This window comes from Paraburkholderia sp. UYCP14C (assembly GCF_004197395.1).
GTDB lineage: Bacteria > Pseudomonadota > Gammaproteobacteria > Burkholderiales > Burkholderiaceae > Paraburkholderia.
Window position 1 is genome coordinate 58,178 of sequence record NZ_SELS01000030.1, and the last position, 17,798, is coordinate 75,975.

Consider the following 17,798-nt stretch of genomic DNA (forward strand, 5'->3'; position numbering starts at 1 on the left):
GGAATATCCGTTATGAAGAGCTTCGCCATTAAACGAATCATGCTTGGCGTTTCGGTCGTCGCACTGGTGGCCGGCACGATGCCGCTCGCGCTCGCACAGGGTTCGACGGATGCCGCGGCTCAGCAAGGCGCGGCGGCGAGCACGCCGAAGCCGACCAAGGCCGAGCGCAAGGAAGCGCGCAAGCAGGCTCGTGCGAAAAAGAACGCCGAGTTGAAGAAGCTCGAAGAGGCGGGCTATCAGCCGTCGCAGAACGATCCGAACTACCCGGACAAGCTGCAGGCGGCGCAGAAGAAGGCCGGCGTTGGCGCAGCCGCACCGGCCAGCCAGTAACGGACAAGCGGACGCCCGGCGCGATGTTCATCGTCGATGAAGCGCCGGGTGGATTCGAGATTCACGTTATCGTGATCCCATACCGCATTCGATTCGCTGTCCGGATGCGGATCAAACGCAGCCAATCAATATTGCTTCTCGCTCACCCCAAGCTTTAGGGGTTTTCCGGCCGCTGTTCACGGATCGGTTAGGCTTTGCCGTCAGCAACGCGATCCGCGGGGAACGTGATCATGGCAACGAAGCATGAAGTGAAACGCTACAAGGCGAATCTCTCCGACGAACTGCACAGCGCCGCGCTCTATGAGACGCTCGCGAACGTCGAGAAAGACGAGACCCGCAAGCAGGTCTACCAGGATCTCGCGCAATCCGAACACAGCCACGCGCAAGTGTGGGCCGACAAGCTCAGGGCCAACGGCATCGAACCGAAAGGCCATGGGCATGCGGTCAAAACGCGCCTGATGAAGGGGCTCGTGCGCCTGTGCGGCGCGGACTTCGTGCTGCCGACACTCGCCGCCGCCGAATACGCGGACCGCAACAAATATCAAGGCCAACGCGACGCGGGCCGCATGTCGGCCGATGAACATCATCACGCGGCGGTCGTGCAAACGCTCGCGAGCACCGGCAATACCAACCTGTCATCCGGCGCGCGCATTGCCGAAGCCGAGTCGTGGCACAAGGGCGCCGCGTCGGGCAACGATCTGCGCGCGGCGGTCCTCGGCGCGAACGATGGCCTCGTGTCCAACTTCTGCCTGATCATGGGCGTCGCCGGCGCGGGCACCGGCAACAAGGCGATCCTGTTGACCGGCCTCGCCGGGCTGATCGCCGGGGCCTGTTCGATGGCACTCGGCGAATGGCTGTCGGTCACCAATGCGCGCGAACTCGCGAGCACGCAGATCGCGAAGGAAGCCGAGGAGATCGAAGAACAGCCCGAAGCGGAGGAGCACGAGCTCGCGCTGATCTACCGCGCGAAAGGGCTCGACGCGAACGAGGCGAAACGCGTGGCTTCGCAGATGATGCGCGACAAGGACAAGGCTCTCGACACCCTCACGCGCGAGGAGCTCGGTCTCGATCCGGCGGAACTGGGCGGCAATCCGTGGTCGGCGGCGGGCGTGTCGTTCTGTCTGTTTTCGCTCGGCGCGATTTTTCCGGTGATGCCTTTTCTGTGGACCCACGGCGTCAGCGCGATCGTGCAGTGTGTCGTGCTGAGCATGCTGGCGCTCGCATCGATCGGCGTGTTCACGTCGTTGTTCAACGGCCGCAGCGCGGGTTTTTCGGCGCTGCGCCAGATCGTCATCGGGCTGATCGCGGCCGGGTTTACGTTCGGCGTCGGGCATTTGCTGGGCGTATCGATTTCCTGAGCGGTTCACCCCGCGCGCGCGCGTCGCGCTCGCCGTCGTCCGGGAGCGCGGCTTGCTCTGTCGCGACACCCTCCGCGCGCCGGCCAATCCGCGTCAATCCCTTCTCCCATAAGGCTTTCCTCGCCGCGCCGAGTGCTCCCGGCGCGGCCGGGTGTCGCATTTCCACATGTGGTTGTCGGAATTAGTCGGCTCGCCGAACTTTTTTCTAGCAAATATGTATGCACAGCGCGGACGGACGTCCGCAAGCGAGGAGAGCATTCGATGAATTCCCCCAAGGTCGTGGTCGAAGGACTGTGCAAGGTGTTCGGCAGTAACCCGAAACAGGCGCTCGCCATGCTGGCCGGCGGCGCCACGAAAGAGGAAGTGTTTGCCCGCACCGGTCAGATCGTCGGCGTACACAACGCGTCGTTCGAAGTTCGCGAGGGCGAGATCTTCGTGCTGATGGGCCTGTCCGGCTCCGGCAAGTCGACGCTGATTCGCCTGATCAATCGGCTCGTCGAGCCGAGCGCCGGCAAGGTGCTGATCGACGGCCGCGATGTCGCGAGCGTGCCGCGAGCCGAACTGACGGCGCTGCGCCGCAAGGACATGAGCATGGTGTTCCAGTCCTTCGCGCTGATGCCGCAGCGCAACGTGTTGGCCAACGCGGCGTTCGGGCTCGAAGTCGCGGGCGTCGGGCGCAAGGAGCGCGAGGCACGGGCGCTGGCGGTGCTCGAACAGGTAGGCCTCGCGACCTTCGCGCAGAAGCTGCCCGCCGAGCTGTCGGGCGGCATGCAGCAGCGCGTCGGGCTCGCGCGAGCGCTCACGGTCAACCCATCGCTGATGATCATGGACGAGGCGTTCTCCGCGCTCGATCCGCTCAAGCGCAAGGAGATGCAGAACGTGCTGCTCGATCTACAACGCGAGCAGCAGCGCACGATCCTGTTCGTGTCGCACGATCTGGAGGAGGCGATGCGCATCGGCACGCGCATCGCGATCATGGAGGGCGGGCGTGTGGTGCAGATCGGCACGCCGCAGGAAATCATCAAGAACCCGGCCGACGACTACGTGCGCGCATTCTTCGAAGGCATCGACACGAGCCGCTATCTGACGGCCGGGGATCTGATGCAGATCGACGCCGTGCCGCTGATGCACGCGCCGCAGATCGACGCGTCGAGTGTGGCCGCGACGCTGAACGGCAGCGCCGAATACGCATTCGTGCTCGACGGCCAGCGCAGGATCCGCGGCTTCGTGTGCCGCGACTCGACGGGCAGCGCGTCGCCGCGGCTCAACAACATCGAATGCATTCACCGCAGCACGCCGCTCAACGACGTGGTCGAGCGCGTGGCGGCGAGCCGCGCGCCGCTGCCCGTCGTCGAAGCGGACGGTTCCTACTGCGGTTCGATCAACCAGACGAACGTGCTGAACGTTCTCACGCGCCATCGAGGTTCTCATGTCTGAAGTCATTCCACTTGGCGCCTGGGTCGATCACGGCGTTCACTACCTGCTCGATCACGATGCGAAGACCTTCGACACGATCGGCAAGGTCATCGAAAGTTTCGCCGCGGCGGTCGAGCACGGCTTGCAGGCCGTGCCGATGTGGGCGCTGATGGCGTTCTTCGTCGGCATCGGCTTGTGGCGCGTCGGCTGGCGCTTCGCGCTGTTCACGCTGGCCGCGCTGCTGTTGATCTACGGCACCGGCTTCTGGGATCAGATGGTGATCACGCTCGGCCTCACGCTGTCGTCGACGGTGATCAGTCTCGTACTGGGCGTGCCGCTCGGCATCTGGATGGCGAAGAGCCGCACCGTCGAAATGATCGTGCGCCCGGTGCTCGATCTGATGCAGACGATGCCCGCGTTCGTCTACCTGATTCCGGCCGCGATGCTGTTCGGCCTCGGCCGCGTGCCGGGCATCCTGTCGACGGTGATCTTCGCGATGCCGCCCGCGGTGCGTCTGACCGCGCTCGGTATCAAGCACGTGAATCACGAAATCGTCGAAGCGGGGCAGGCGTTCGGCTGCACGCCGTGGCAACTGCTGTACAAGGTGCAGTTTCCGAACGCGCTGCCGTCGATCATGACCGGCGTGAACCAGACCATCATGATGGCGCTGTCGATGGTGATCATCGCGTCGATGGTCGGCGCGGGCGGTCTCGGCAACGACGTGCTTGCGAGTATCCAGCGGCTCGATATCGGGCTCGGCTTCGAAAGCGGGATGTCGGTCGTGATGCTGGCGATCATTCTGGACCGCATCACCGAGAGCTTCGGACGGGCGCCGGGCAAGGCACGCGCACCGCTGTTCGCGGGGTTGCGCAATGCGATGAGAGTGCGCCGGGAGCCGGCGGCGCAACACGGCTGATACGCCGAGCCGATGCACCTATCCGACAAGCCTATGAAGCGCGATGCAATCACCGCAGCCGAAGCCGAAGCCGATGCGCGGCTGTCTAACGTCGCGCACGTCGGTTTCCTGACGCTGCCGAACTTCTCGATGATCGCGTTCACCAGCGCGGTCGAGGTGCTGCGCATGGCGAACTACGTGGGCCGCGCGCAGCACTACCGGTGGTCGGTGATCACGCCGGACGGCGAGCCGGCGCGCGCGAGCAACGGCATCACGGTGAAGCCGACCACCACGCTCGCCGAAGCCGGCATGCCGGATCTGCTGTTCGTGTGCGCGGGCTGGCACGTGCGCGAGTATGTGAACGACGCGGTGATCGCGTTGCTGCGCGAGGCGGCCGCGAACCGCGTGCCGCTCGGCGGCATCTGCACGGGGCCGTACGCACTGCTCGCGGCCGGGCTGCTCGACGGCTATCGCGCGACCGTGCATTGGGAGGACATGTCGCCGTTGCACCAGCGCTATCCGCACGTGCATTTCGACGACGAACTATTCGTGATCGACCGCGACCGGCTGACCTGCACCGGCGGCACCGCGCCGCTCGATCTGATGCTGCATCTGGTCGGCATGCGGCTGGGGTCCGCGGTGGCCGCGCAGGTGTCGGAGCAGTTCGTCGTCGAGCGGATTCGCGGCTCGACCGACTACCAGCACATTCCGGTCGACGCGCGGGTGGGGCTCTCGCGCGCCGAACTGATCGAAGTGGTGCGGCTGATGGAAGCGAACATCGAGGAACCGCTCTCGCTCGACGAACTCGCGCGGCTCGTCAACCTGTCGCAGCGTCATTTGCAGCGGATGTTCAAGCTGTTCCTGAACGTGTCGCCGACGCATTACTACCTGAGCTTGCGGTTGCGCCGCGCGCGCGACCTGCTGCGAAATACCGACACGTCGATCGCGCGGGTGACCACCGTGTGCGGTTTTCATTCGCCGTGCCATTTCAGCAAGGCGTATCGCGCGCAGTTCGGGCATGCGCCGAGCGTCGAGCGGCGCATGCCGGAATAGCCGGCGCCGCGCCCTGGCATGGCGCGAATTCAGATCGCCTGCGCGCGGCCCGGAAACGTTTCGTCGTAGCACGAGCCGTCGTCGACTTGCGCCGCCGTGCCGCGCTGCTCGCGATACATCATCGGCGGCACGCCGAACTGCTTGCGGAATTCCCGTCCCAGGTGCGAGGCGTCCGAAAAGCCGCAGCTCGACGCGATATCGGCGACGGTCTTGTCCGAACTCGTCAACAGCCACGCGGCGGTGCGCAGGCGCACCAGCTTCGCGTAGGCCTGCGGCGCCTTGCCGGTCTGCGCCTTGAACAGCCGTTCCAACTGGCGCGGCGACAGATCGAGCTTGCCCGCCAGTTCGTCGAGCGACAGCGCGCGGCCCACGTGCTGTTCCATCAGCAGAATCGCGCGCTTGACCTTCGGGTGCGAGGCCGGTGCGAGGCCGGGCGGATGCGGCTGCGGCGCGTTACCTTTCTGCATGTCGTCGACCAGCAGGATACGCAGCGCCTTCTGCACCGTCGCGGTTTCGAAATGCCGCAGCAGGATCGCGGCGGCGACGTCGATCGATGCGCGCCCGCCCGAACACGTGATGCGCCGCCGGTCGATCACGAACAGCCGGTCGGCGACCAGCATCTGTTCGTCGACCGACGGAAAGCGCTCGATGAAATCCCAGTAGTGAAACCAGCTCACGCAGATCCGATAGCCGTCGAGCACGCCCGCGCGCATCAGCGAGAACACGCCGGTGCACATGCCGACCAACGTCGCGTCGCGGGCCGCGGCGCGGCGGATGAACGCGAGCGTCGCGTCGCTCGCGGCCGGCCCCGAGTGCAGCAGTCCGCCGACCACTACCACGTAGTCGAACTTCTCGGCGGTCTCGAAGGTTTCCCACGGCGTGATCTGGATGCCGCAACTCGCGCGCACCGGAGCAAGGGTTTCCCCGATCACGCTCCACGAGCAGCGCACCGGTTTGCTGAAGTCGCCTTCGTCGGCGGACAGGCGCAGCAGGTCGACGAAACCGGAGAAAGCGGTCAGCGTGAAGTTCGGCAGCAGGATGATGCCGAAGCGGATGCGCTGCTTCGTGGCTGTCTCGAGCGAGGGAGGGGCAAGCGTTTCAGCGGAATTCATGCGTGCGGCGGGTCGGCGAAAAGAACGGCGAAAGAGGAGCGAACGTTAACCGAAAGGGTGAAAGAAGCATAGCACCACGGACCCCAGGCATTGTCGGCCGCGATTTCAGCGCGTGTCGCAAATGCGCCGCCAGTCATCGCAAAAGCGCCGCGAGGCTTGCCCGGCGGGCCGCCTGCCGCCTCACTTGACGACGCCATCCCACTGCGATGCCGTTTTTATTCTATCGATCCGGGCCGCCGTGCGGTGCAATAGGCACATTCCATCCGGGCGCATGAATCAGGTTAGAGCGCTTCCGGCCATCGCAATACGCAGGACACAACGCACAAGGTACGCCATGAACGTCAGCGTCTTCGATCTGTTCAAGATCGGCATCGGTCCATCGAGCTCGCACACGGTCGGGCCGATGATCGCCGCGTGCCGCTTCGCGTCGCATATCGAGGATGCGAATCTGCTCGGCTTCGTGCGGCGCGTCAGAGCCGAGCTGTTCGGCTCGCTCGGCGCGACCGGCAAGGGCCACGGCAGCGACAAGGCGGTGCTGCTCGGCCTCGAAGGCAATCTGCCCGACCGGCTCGATCCCGACCTGATCGAGCCGCGGCTGCGGGCGATCCGCGAGACCAAGCAGCTCGTGCTGCTCGGCAAGCATCCGGTCGCGTTCGAGGAGCGCGAACATATCGGCTTCTACCGCAAGCTGATGCCGGGCGCGCCGGGTTCGGGCTTCGTGCATCCGAACGGCATGCGCTTCCAGGCCTTCGACGAAAACGGTCAGCTGCTGGTCGAAAAAGAGTATTTCTCTGTCGGCGGCGGCTTCGTCGTCAATCGCGACGGCGATCGCGTGAACGGCCAGCGCACGAGCACCGAGGTGCCGTATCCGTTTCGCACCGGCGCCGATCTGATGCGCGTGTGCCGCGAAAGCGGATTGTCGATCGCCGAAGTGACGCTGCGCAACGAATGCGCGACGCGTCCCGAATCCGAAGTACGCGAAGGCCTGCTGGCGATCTGGCGCACCATGGCCGCGTGCGTCGAGCGCGGCTGCAAGGTGCGCGGCGAGTTGCCCGGCCCGATGCACGTGAAGCGCCGCGCGGCCGAGTTGAGCGAGCGTCTGCGCGAGCGCTCGGAGGAATCGCTGCGCGATCCGCTGTCGATGCTCGACTGGGTCAACCTGTACGCGATGGCCGTCAACGAGGAAAACGCGGCGGGCGGCCGGGTCGTCACCGCGCCGACCAATGGCGCGGCCGGCGTGATCCCGGCGGTGCTGCACTACTACGTGAAGTTCATGCATGCGGCGAACGACGCCGGCATCGTCGACTTCCTGCTGACCTCCGCGGCGATCGGCATCATCTACAAGGAAACGGCGTCGATCTCCGGCGCCGAAGTGGGCTGCCAGGGCGAAGTGGGCGTGGCCTGCTCGATGGCCGCCGCGGCGCTCGCGGCGGTGATGGGCGGCACGCCCGCGCAGGTCGAGAACGCCGCCGAAATCGGCATGGAACACAACCTCGGCATGACCTGCGACCCGGTCGGCGGGCTCGTGCAGATCCCGTGCATCGAGCGCAACGCGATGGGCGCGATCAAGGCGATCAACGCGGCGCGCCTCGCGATGAAGGGCGACGGCAAACACATCGTGTCGCTCGACAGCGTGATCCGAACCATGCGCGAAACCGGCGCCGATATGAAGACGAAATACAAGGAGACGTCGCGCGGTGGTCTCGCCGTGAACGTCATCGAATGTTGAACCTCCCGCAATACCAGCAAAACCGCATCAGCATCAGCAAACCCGCAAAGGACCGACGATGAGCCGCTATTCGATATTCAGCCTGCTGCGCAACGGGATGTCGTATCACGAGAACTGGGAGCGGCAATGGCGCAGCCCGGAACCGAAGAAGGAATACGACGTCGTGATCGTCGGTGGCGGCGGCCATGGTCTTGCGACCGCGTACTACCTCGCGAAGGAACACGGCGTGAAGAATGTCGCGATTCTGGAGAAGGGTTGGATCGGCGGCGGCAATACCGCGCGCAACACGACGATCGTTCGTTCCAACTATCTCTGGGACGAATCCGCCGCGCTGTACGAAAAGGCGTTGAAGCTGTGGGAAGGTCTGTCACAGGATCTCAACTACAACGTGATGTTCAGCCAGCGCGGCGTGATGAATCTGGCGCACTCGCTGCAGGACGTGCGCGACACCGAGCGCCGCGTGAACGCGAACCGGCTGAACGGTATCGATGCCGAGTTCATCACGCCCGAACAGATCAAGGAAATCGAACCGACCATCAACCTGAACAGCCGCTATCCGGTGCTCGGCGCATCGATCCAGCGTCGCGCGGGCGTCGCGCGGCATGACGCCGTCGCGTGGGGTTTCGCACGCGGCGCGGACCAGCATGGTGTCGACATCATTCAGAATTGCCAGGTGACTGGCATTCGCCGTGACGGTGGGCGCGTGACGGGCGTCGATACCGTGAAGGGCTTCATCAAGGCGAAGAAGGTCGCCGTGGTGGCGGCCGGTAACACGTCGACGCTCGCCGACATGGCCGGCATCCGGCTGCCGCTCGAAAGCCATCCGTTGCAGGCGCTCGTGTCCGAGCCGATCAAGCCGGTGGTCAACTCGGTGATCATGTCGAACGCGGTGCACGCGTATATCAGCCAGTCCGACAAGGGCGATCTCGTGATCGGCGCCGGCATCGATCAATACTCGGGCTTTGGTCAGCGTGGCAGCTTCCACATCATCGAAGGCACGCTGCAGGCGATCGTCGAGATGTTCCCGGTGTTCTCGCGTGTGCGGATGAACCGTCAGTGGGGCGGCATCGTCGATGTGTCGCCGGATGCGTGCCCGATCATCAGCAAGACCGATGTGAAGGGGCTCTATTTCAACTGCGGCTGGGGCACCGGTGGCTTCAAGGCGACGCCGGGCTCGGGCTGGGTGTTCGCGCATACGATCGCGAAGGACGAACCTCATCCGCTGAACGCGCCGTTCTCGCTGGACCGCTTCTACACCGGTCATCTGATCGACGAACACGGCGCCGCCGGCGTCGCCCACTAACGCGTACCGCAATGACTTTGCATGGGACCGGGGTAAGGCGCTAAAGCGCCAGCTCCGGTCGACAGAGGAGATTGAATCATGCTGCTGATCGAATGCCCGTGGTGTGGGCCGCGTGCCGAATCCGAATTCAACTGTGGCGGCGAAGCCGACATCGCACGTCCGCTCGACACCGACACGCTCACCGACAAGGAATGGGGCGACTATCTGTTCATGCGCAAGAACCCGCGCGGCGTGCATCGCGAGCAATGGTTCCACACGCAGGGCTGCCGCCGCTGGTTCAAGGCGCAGCGCGACACCGTGAGCTACGCGTTCCAGGGCTATCAGACGTTCGAGCGACCTTTGCTGGCGCTGGACGGTAACGACGCACAGGCAGGCAACAAGCAAGAGGGCAAAGCATCATGAGCCAGAAAGACCGACTCCCGACCGGCGGGCGCATCAACCGCGCGATCACGCTCAGCTTCACGTTCAACGGCGTCGAATACAAGGGCTATCAAGGCGACACGCTCGCGTCGGCATTGCTCGCGAACGGCATGCATTTCGTCGCGCGCAGCTGGAAATATCACCGGCCGCGCGGCATCGTGACCGCGGGCGTCGAGGAGCCGAACGCGGTCGTGCAGCTGGAGACCGGCGCTTACACTGTGCCGAACGCACGGGCCACCGAGGTCGAGTTGTATCAGGGGCTCGTCGCGAGCAGCGTGAACGCGAAACCGAGCATCGAGAAAGACCGCATGGCGATCAACCAGAAGTTCGCGCGCTTCATTCCGGCGGGCTTCTACTACAAAACCTTCATGTGGCCGCGCAAGTTCTGGCCGAAGTACGAGGAAGTGATTCGCGACGCGGCCGGCCTCGGCACCGCGCCGCAACATCGCGACGCGGACCGCTACGACAAGTGCTTCGCGCATTGCGACGTGCTGGTGGTCGGCGGCGGCCCGACCGGGCTCGCGGCCGCGCATGCGGCGGCGTTGTCCGGCGCGCGCGTGACGCTCGTCGACGATCAGCCCGAACTCGGCGGTACGCTGCTGTCGTGTGGCGCGGAGATCGACGGCAAGCCCGCGTTGCAGTGGGTGCAGAAAATCGAAGACGAACTGCGGCAGATGCCGGACGTCAAGATTCTCAGTCGCAGCACCGCGTTCGGCTATCAGGACCACAACCTCGTCACGGTCACGCAGCGTCTGACCGATCATCTGCCGGTGTCGCAACGCAAGGGCACGCGCGAACTGCTGTGGAAGATCCGCGCGAAACGCGTGATTCTCGCGACCGGCGCGCATGAACGGCCGATCGTGTTCGGCAACAACGATCTGCCGGGCGTGATGCTCGCTTCGGCGGTGTCGACCTATCTGCATCGCTATGCGGTGCTGCCGGGGCGCAACGCGGTCGTGTTCACCAACAACGACGACGGCTATCAATGCGCGCTCGACCTGAAAGCGGCCGGCGCACAGGTGACCGTGGTCGATCCGCGCGCGGGCGCATCGAAGGGCACGTTGCCCGGCCTCGCGCGCCGCCATGGCATCAAGGTGATGAGCGGCACGGTCGTCACGGCGGCGCACGGCAAGCTGCGCGTCGCGTCGGTGTCGCTCGCCTCGTACGCGAAAGGGCAGATCACCGGGCAACAGGGCGAGCTGCCCTGCGATCTGCTCGCGACGTCCGGCGGCTGGAGTCCGGTGCTGCATCTGTTCGCGCAGTCCGGCGGCAAGGCCCATTGGCATGACGACAAGGCCTGCTTCGTGCCGGGCAAGGCGGTCCAGCCCGAGACCAGCGTCGGCGCCTGCGCCGGCGACTTCACGCTCGGCCAGGGCATCCGCTTCGCGGTCGACGCCGGCGTCGAAGCGGCGCGCGCGGCCGGGCACATCGTCGCGCGGCCGAAGCCGGTGCAGGTCGCCGAGTTGAGCGAAGCGAAGCTGGAACCGCTGTGGCTCGTCGGCGGACGCGAGCTGGCCACGCGCGGGCCCAAGCAGTTCGTCGATTTCCAGAACGACGTCGCGGCGGCCGACATCTTCCTCGCGGCGCGTGAAGGCTTCGAATCCGTCGAACACGTGAAGCGCTACACCGCGATGGGTTTCGGCACCGACCAGGGCAAGCTCGGCAACATCAACGGCATGGCGATTCTCGCGCAGGCGCTCGGCAAGACCATTCCCGAGACCGGCACGACGACGTTCCGGCCGAACTACACGCCGGTCACGTTCGGCACGTTTGCCGGGCGCGAGCTGGGCGAGATGCTCGACCCGGTGCGCAAGACCGCGGTGCACGAATGGCACGTGGAGAACGGCGCGGCGTTCGAGGACGTCGGCAACTGGAAGCGTCCGTGGTACTACCCGAAGGCGGGCGAGGACATGCACGCGGCGGTCGCGCGGGAATCGCTCGCGGTGCGCACGAGCGTCGGCATCCTCGACGCGTCGACGCTCGGCAAGATCGACATTCAGGGTCCCGACTCCGCGAAGCTGCTGAACTGGGTATACACGAACCCGTGGACCAAGCTCGAAGTCGGCAAGTGCCGCTACGGCCTGATGCTCGACGAAAACGGCATGATCTTCGACGACGGCGTCACCGTGCGCCTCGCCGACCAGCACTACATGATGACGACCACCACCGGTGGCGCCGCGCGCGTGCTGACGTGGCTCGAGCGCTGGCTGCAAACCGAGTGGCCCGACCTGCGCGTGCGGCTTGCGTCGGTCACCGATCACTGGGCGACGTTCGCGGTGGTCGGACCGAAGAGCCGCAAGGTGCTGCAAAAGGTCTGCGACGACATCGACTTCGCAAACGACGCGTTCCCGTTCATGACGTATCGTGAAGGCACCGTCGCGGGTGCGGCGGCGCGCGTGATGCGCATCAGCTTCTCGGGCGAACTCGCGTATGAAGTCAACGTGCCGGCCAACGTCGGGCGCGCGGTATGGGAGGCATTGATGGCCGCGGGCGCGGAGTTCAATATCACACCGTACGGCACCGAGACGATGCACGTGCTGCGCGCGGAGAAGGGCTACATCATCGTCGGCCAGGATACGGACGGCTCGATGACGCCGCACGACCTCGGCATGGGCGGGCTCGTCGCGAAGTCGAAGGACTTTCTCGGCAAGCGCTCACTCGCCCGCTCGGACACCGCGAAGGCGGGGCGCAAGCAACTGGTCGGGTTGTTATCGGAAGATGCATCGTTCGTGATACCGGAAGGCTCGCAGATCGTCGCCGGTCCGTTCCAGGGCGACACCGCGCCGATGCTCGGGCACGTCACGTCGAGCTATTACAGCCCGATTTTGCAGCGCTCGATCGCGATGGCGGTCGTCAAGGGCGGTCTCGACAAGATCGGCACGACCGTCACGATTCCGCTCTCGAGCGGCAAACAGATCTCAGCGAAAATCGCGAGTCCGGTGTTCTACGACAGCGAAGGAGCACGTCAACATGTGGAATGAAACAGGTGGAACGGTGTCGGTCGTGGACCGTACGGTGGGGCGGCAAAACGGCGCGTGGCAGGAGTCGCCGCTGGTCGGCGCGCAAGGGCTGCTGAAGCAGCATCAGGCCAACGCGACTGCCGCGTTCCGGCTCGGTGAGCGGCCGTTTCTCGAACTCGTGAACGTGCGCGGCGATACGCGCGATGCGGCGTTCGTTCGCGCGGTGGAACAGGTGCTTGGCTGCAAGCCGCCGGAGAAGGCAAACACCGTCGCGCGCGGCAACGGCTACGACATGGTGTGGCTCGGCCCGGACGAATGGCTGGTGCGTTCGGAGGCCGCGCACGAGGCGACGCGCACGGCGCCGTTGCAGGCGAAGCTCGGCGCGGCGTTCGCGGGCGTGTTCGCGTCGGCGGTCGATATCGGCAGCGGCTTTACGGTGCTCGAAATCACCGGCACCCGCACGCGCGACGTGCTCTCGCGCGGCTGTCCGCTCGATCTGCATCCAAAGCTATTCGGCGTGGGGCAGTGCGCGCAGAGCCATTATTTCAAGGCGTCGATCACGTTGCTGCCCACGGGCGCGGACAGTTTCGACATCGTCGTGCGCCGCAGCTTCGCGGACTACTTCGTCAAGATCATGCTCGACGCCGCCGAGCCGTTGATGTCCTGAGCGACGCGCGGTTTGCTCCGCTGATAGACGGCGGCCGGTGTGTGCAGGCACCGGCCGGCGCTTTTCTTCGTTTCCCCTTCCTCATCTTCGCCATGACGTCGACACGTGTCGCCACCGCGCGTCTCACGGCGCTTGCGTTCGACGAGCGCGACGCGGGCGCCGCGCTCGCGCTGCTCGAACAAAGTATCGCGCTGCGTCATCGGCGCATTGCGCTGATCCGCTATCTGCTCGCGCGCGAGCTAGGCGCGCCGCTCGAAGCGCGGCATCACGCGTACGTCGAGAAAATCGCAGCCCGTCTGAGCGCGGATGCGCTCGCGCGGATCGCCGGCGCCGCGCGCGCGCGATTGCGGACCTAGGTTCACTGCGTACTACTGCTTGCCGCCATCCAGCGCGGTGAGGATCTGATGCGCGGCGCTCACGCGCGCTTCAATCGGGAAATTCCGGTTGGCGAGCATCACGATGCCGAAGCGCTTTTGCGGCACGAACGCGACATACGCGCCGAAGCCGTTGGTCGATCCGGTCTTGTTGATCCAGACATTCTGCTGCGGCGGCAGAGGCGGCTTGATTGCGCTCGACGGCGAGCCATCGAGGGCCATCTGCATCGAATTGCCGGCCAAAAGGGTCGGCAGTGCGACCGGATACGGGTACTGCTCCCAGATCAGATCCTGGGTCAGCACGCCGGCCTGGAAGTAGCCGGTATGCGTGTCCGTGATCGCGCGCTGGAACTGACTGTCGAGCGGCATCAGGTTCATGTTCGCCTGCACGAACCGCAGCATGTCGGCGGCGGTCGACTTCACCCCGTACGCCTCGGCGGAAATCACGCCGCCCGTCAGGCGGATCGGCGCGCCGTCTTTCGTATAGCCCTGCGCGTAGTCCGGCATTTTCGCCGCGGGGACGTCGATGTAGGTGCTCTTCATGCCGAGCGCCGGAAACACGCGCTGCTGCATCAGCGCGGTGAAGTCCTGCCCCATGGTCTTCGCGGTAATCAGGCCCAGCGTGCCGATGCCGGGATTCGAGTAGGTGCGGAATGTGCCCGGCGGATGAGCGGGCTGCCAGTCGTGGAAGTACTGCAGCAGTTGCGCGTCGTTGTGGATGTCGTCCGGCACCTGGAGCGGCAGACCGCCGGGCGTGTGCGTGCCGAGGTTCAGCAGGCTCACTTTGCCGAACGGCCGGCCGCGCAGCGTCGGCAGATAGCGCTCGGTGCCGTCGGACAACGACAGCTTGCCGTCGATCTGCGCATACGACGCGAGCGTCGCCGTGAAGGTCTTGCTGACCGAACCGAGTTCGAACAGCGTATCGCGCGTGACCGGCTTGCCGGTTTGCGTCGATGCGACGCCGTAGTTGTACACGTAGGGCTTGCCGTCCTCGATCACGCCGACGGCCATGCCGGCGATATGGTATTTCGTCATCAGCGGCCGGATCGCGGCATCGACGGTGGACTGCAGTTGCGCGGCGCCGGGCTCGGCCGCGTGGCCGGCGGGTGAGGTCGCGTACAGCGTGAACAGCGCGAACGTGGCGGTTGTTATCAGTTTGAGCGCTCGGGTCTTCATGGCAAACGGGGCCTCGGTCGGGAGTGTTGAACCGGCGGAGCGCCGATTCGATCGAGGCTGCACTATCCGGCTTTTGTGAACCGCTGGCAAACGAGGATATGTTGCGCGGGGCTAAAGAAAAAGTTGTGGGCTGCGACGCCAGCGAGGCCCCGGCGTTGTCGGTTGCGGCCAAACGCGTGTCGGGTTCGATACAGGTCTCACCGCGAGTGGCCGCTACGCTGGTGAAACGGTGCGCCGCGCAAGCGTGCGGGCGCGCCGCTCACGAACATGGAGACGAGACAATGAGCAGCAATCGCGGCGTCGTGTATCTGGGGCAGGGCAAGGTCGAAGTGCAGTCGATCGATTATCCGAAGATGGTCGATCCACGCGGCCGTTCGATCGGCCACGGCGTGATACTGAAGGTGGTGAGCACGAATATCTGCGGCTCCGATCAGCACATGGTGCGTGGCCGCACGACCGCCGAGGTCGGCCTCGTGCTCGGGCACGAGATTACCGGCGAAGTGATCGAGGTAGGGCGCGACGTCGAGACACTGAGCGTCGGCGATCTGGTGTCGGTGCCGTTCAACGTCGCGTGCGGACGCTGCCCGACCTGCAAGGCCCAGCATACCGGCGTGTGCCTGAACGTAAATCCGTCGCGCGCGGGCGGCGCGTATGGCTATGTCGACATGGGCGGCTGGATCGGCGGCCAGGCCGAATACGTCATGGTGCCGTACGCGGACTTCAATCTGCTGAAATTCCCGGACCGTGCGCAGGCGATGGCGAAGATCCGCGACCTGACCTGCCTGTCCGACATTCTGCCCACCGGCTATCACGGCGCGGTGATGGCCGGCGTCAAGCCCGGCGCGACCGTCTATATCGCGGGCGCGGGACCGGTCGGCATGGCGGCGGCCGCGTCCGCGCGGCTGTTGGGCGCGGCCTGCACGATCGTCGGCGACATGAACGAGGCGCGCCTGGAGCATGCGCGCAAGATGGGCTTCCAGACCATCAATCTGTCGAAGGACGCGACGCTCGGCGAACAGATCGAGCAGATCCTCCGCAAACCCGAAGTGGATTGCGCGGTGGACTGCGTCGGCTTCGAAGCGCACGGCCACGGCAGCAGCGGCTCACACGAGGAAGCCCCGGCCACGGTGCTCAATTCGCTGATGGAAATCACCCGCGCGGCTGGCGCGATCGGCATTCCGGGTCTCTACGTGACCGACGATCCGGGCTCGGCCGATGCCGCCGCCCGCCGGGGCAGCCTCAGTTTGCGTTTTGGTCTGGGCTGGGCCAAGTCGCATTCGTTCCACACCGGGCAGACGCCGGTCATGAAGTACAACCGCGATCTGATGCAGGCGATTCTGTGGGATCGTTTGCCGATCGCCGATATCGTCAACGTGACGGTGGTGTCGCTCGACGATGCGCCCGAGGGCTACCGGCAATTCGACGGCGGCGCGCCGAAGAAGTTTGTGATCGACCCGCATGGGCTATTGAAGGCGGCTTGAGGATCGTTCACCGCTAAAGCGCTGCGTGGCCTGCTGCGCACGCAGCCCTTGAAACGACGCACGCGCTGAACGGATGCCCCGTTCAGCGCGTGCGTGCGTTCATTGGTTCATTCGATCAAGCCGCCAACACCGGCGCGCCGGAGAGCGAAGGCGCCTGCTTGCGACGCTCGCGGGTCGGCGCGGTACCGAACGCGTCGCGATAGCTCTTCGAGAAGTGGCAGGCGGACTGGAAGCCGCACGCCATCGTGATGTGCATGATCGACATGTCGGTCTGCAACAGCAGTTCGCGCGCGCGCCGCAGGCGCAGCGTCAGGTAGTAGTGCGTGGGCGTCATACCCAGATGCTCGCGGAAGAGGCGCTGCAACTGCCGTTGCGACATGCCGGCGAGCCGCGCGAGTTCTTCGCGCGACAGCGGCTCCTCGATGTTGTTCTCCATCAGCGAGATCACTTCGAACAGCGACTTGTTGGCCGAGCCGAGCCGCGCGACGAGCGGCATCTTCTGCTGCGCGCTGGTGTCGCGCACGTGTTCGACGATGAACTGCTCGGCGATCTGCGTGACGCGCGCGGTACCGACGCGCGGCGCGATCAGGTTCAGCATCATGTCGAGCGGTGCGACGCCGCCGGTGCAAGTCACGCGATCCCGATCGATCACGAACAGCTCTTTCAGAAAGCGCGTATCGGGAAACTCCTCTTTCAGCGCCGACATGTTTTCCCAATGGATCGCGCACGCATAACCGGCCAGCAGCCCGGCGCGCGCGAGCGCATAGGTGCCTGTGCACAGGCTGCCCAGCACGCAGCCCATGCGTGCGAAACGGCGCAGCGCGGACAGATGCTCGGCGGTGGTGGAGCGCTGCACGTCGATGCCGCCGACCACGAACACGATATCGGGCTGCCCGACGCATTCGACCGGACCCGTGTCGACGGATAGGCCGTTGCTCGCCATGACCGGTCCGCCTTCGGGACTCACGATCGACCAGCGGTAAAGCGGCTGGCCCGTCAGATAGTTCGCCATGCGCAGCACTTCGATCGCGTTCGTGAAGGCGATCATCGTGAAGTTGGGAACCGGCATGAATGCGAAATGCGACAACGATGCCGTGCGATCGGTGGACATGGGAACGGGGAATCCTGATGTAAATATCGCGTCGCCGTGGGGAAGGCGACTTTCTCAATTTTGAGTATCAGGGCAACTACCGTGCCATCAGGCTAAACCCTTGGATGCTGCGCACAAAGCCGGGAATAGCTAAGCAATCGACTGATGGAACCGCTTCCGCCTGGCACCAGAACGGCGCTGCGGCGCGGGTGCTGCGCACCTGATCGGCGCAGCAAGTCTGCGTTGTAGTGCAGCGCCGGGCGCGCGAACCGCGCCGACTTGTCGAAAAAGGACGCGCATGGCGGAAAAGGCAAAGAACGCGTCTGAATTCGTAAATCGACGCGCGTGGCGAACGTCAAGAATAGACCCAAGGCAAAGCGGTGGCGTTACCCCGCCAGCAAGCCGCAGTGGCCTCCCGTCAACGTTCTCACGGA

At 65.1% G+C, this 17,798-nt stretch carries 15 protein-coding genes; 12 read left to right on the top strand and 3 right to left on the bottom strand.

Going from position 1 to position 17,798, the window contains the following annotated elements:
• Positions 1-12: 12 nt before the first annotated feature.
• The 5 genes from EVC45_RS25305 to EVC45_RS25330 all read left to right on the top strand — a co-directional run bounded on the left by EVC45_RS25305 (position 13) and on the right by EVC45_RS25330 (position 5,052).
• Positions 13-330 carry a hypothetical protein gene (locus tag EVC45_RS25305; protein WP_211193474.1) on the top strand — a complete coding sequence of 106 codons (318 nt, stop codon included), beginning with the start codon at positions 13-15 and terminating at the stop codon, positions 328-330.
• A 230-nt stretch (positions 331-560) separates the two neighbouring features.
• Entirely contained in the window at positions 561-1,688 is a 1,128-nt protein-coding gene (locus EVC45_RS25310; RefSeq protein ID WP_129960973.1) for a VIT1/CCC1 transporter family protein, read from the top strand.
• Between the two features lie 261 nt (positions 1,689-1,949).
• On the top strand, positions 1,950-3,125 hold the full coding sequence (locus EVC45_RS25320; protein ID WP_129960974.1) for a glycine betaine/L-proline ABC transporter ATP-binding protein: 1,176 nt from the start codon (positions 1,950-1,952) through the stop codon (positions 3,123-3,125).
• Entirely contained in the window at positions 3,118-4,020 is a 903-nt protein-coding gene (choW, locus tag EVC45_RS25325) for a choline ABC transporter permease subunit (protein WP_129960975.1), read from the top strand. Before EVC45_RS25320 ends, choW begins: the two co-directional genes overlap by 8 nt.
• 33 nt (positions 4,021-4,053) lie before the next feature.
• Positions 4,054-5,052: a GlxA family transcriptional regulator gene (locus EVC45_RS25330; RefSeq protein WP_129960976.1), complete on the top strand. Its 999-nt coding sequence runs from the start codon at positions 4,054-4,056 to the stop codon at positions 5,050-5,052.
• 29 nt (positions 5,053-5,081) lie between these two features.
• On the opposite strand, the gene EVC45_RS25335 is transcribed toward EVC45_RS25330, so the two are convergent.
• Positions 5,082-6,164 (bottom strand): GlxA family transcriptional regulator, encoded by a 1,083-nt coding sequence (locus EVC45_RS25335; protein ID WP_129960977.1) that lies wholly within the window; start codon positions 6,162-6,164, stop codon positions 5,082-5,084.
• 334 nt (positions 6,165-6,498) lie between these two features.
• On the opposite strand from EVC45_RS25335, the gene EVC45_RS25340 reads away from it, so the two are divergent.
• The 6 genes from EVC45_RS25340 (at position 6,499) to EVC45_RS25365 (ending at position 13,599) form a co-directional block, all read left to right on the top strand.
• Positions 6,499-7,893 (top strand): L-serine ammonia-lyase, encoded by a 1,395-nt coding sequence (locus EVC45_RS25340; RefSeq protein ID WP_129960978.1) that lies wholly within the window; start codon positions 6,499-6,501, stop codon positions 7,891-7,893.
• A gap of 58 nt (positions 7,894-7,951) precedes the next feature.
• Complete coding sequence (locus EVC45_RS25345; protein ID WP_129960979.1) at positions 7,952-9,196, top strand: sarcosine oxidase subunit beta family protein; 1,245 nt, start codon at positions 7,952-7,954, stop codon at positions 9,194-9,196.
• 78 nt (positions 9,197-9,274) lie between these two features.
• Complete coding sequence (locus EVC45_RS25350; protein WP_129960980.1) at positions 9,275-9,598, top strand: sarcosine oxidase subunit delta; 324 nt, start codon at positions 9,275-9,277, stop codon at positions 9,596-9,598.
• A complete protein-coding gene (locus EVC45_RS25355) occupies positions 9,595-12,597 on the top strand; it encodes a sarcosine oxidase subunit alpha family protein (RefSeq protein WP_129960981.1) in 3,003 nt (1,000 codons plus the stop codon). Before EVC45_RS25350 ends, EVC45_RS25355 begins: the two co-directional genes overlap by 4 nt.
• Positions 12,587-13,243 carry a sarcosine oxidase subunit gamma gene (locus tag EVC45_RS25360; RefSeq protein WP_129960982.1) on the top strand — a complete coding sequence of 219 codons (657 nt, stop codon included), beginning with the start codon at positions 12,587-12,589 and terminating at the stop codon, positions 13,241-13,243. The genes EVC45_RS25355 and EVC45_RS25360 overlap by 11 nt, the downstream gene beginning before the upstream one ends.
• A 92-nt stretch (positions 13,244-13,335) precedes the next feature.
• Positions 13,336-13,599 (top strand): hypothetical protein, encoded by a 264-nt coding sequence (locus EVC45_RS25365; protein WP_129960983.1) that lies wholly within the window; start codon positions 13,336-13,338, stop codon positions 13,597-13,599.
• 12 nt (positions 13,600-13,611) lie between these two features.
• Here EVC45_RS25365 and ampC read toward each other — a convergent pair whose 3' ends face one another.
• Positions 13,612-14,793 (bottom strand): class C beta-lactamase, encoded by a 1,182-nt coding sequence (gene ampC, locus EVC45_RS25370; protein WP_129960984.1) that lies wholly within the window; start codon positions 14,791-14,793, stop codon positions 13,612-13,614.
• Positions 14,794-15,074: 281 nt separating this feature from the next.
• Between ampC and fdhA the strand changes: the two genes are divergently transcribed.
• Positions 15,075-16,274 (top strand): formaldehyde dehydrogenase, glutathione-independent, encoded by a 1,200-nt coding sequence (gene fdhA / locus EVC45_RS25375; protein WP_129960985.1) that lies wholly within the window; start codon positions 15,075-15,077, stop codon positions 16,272-16,274.
• A 115-nt stretch (positions 16,275-16,389) separates the two neighbouring features.
• On the opposite strand, the gene EVC45_RS25380 is transcribed toward fdhA, so the two are convergent.
• Entirely contained in the window at positions 16,390-17,385 is a 996-nt protein-coding gene (locus EVC45_RS25380) for a GlxA family transcriptional regulator (RefSeq protein WP_129960986.1), read from the bottom strand.
• Between the last annotated feature and the right edge of the window lie 413 nt (positions 17,386-17,798).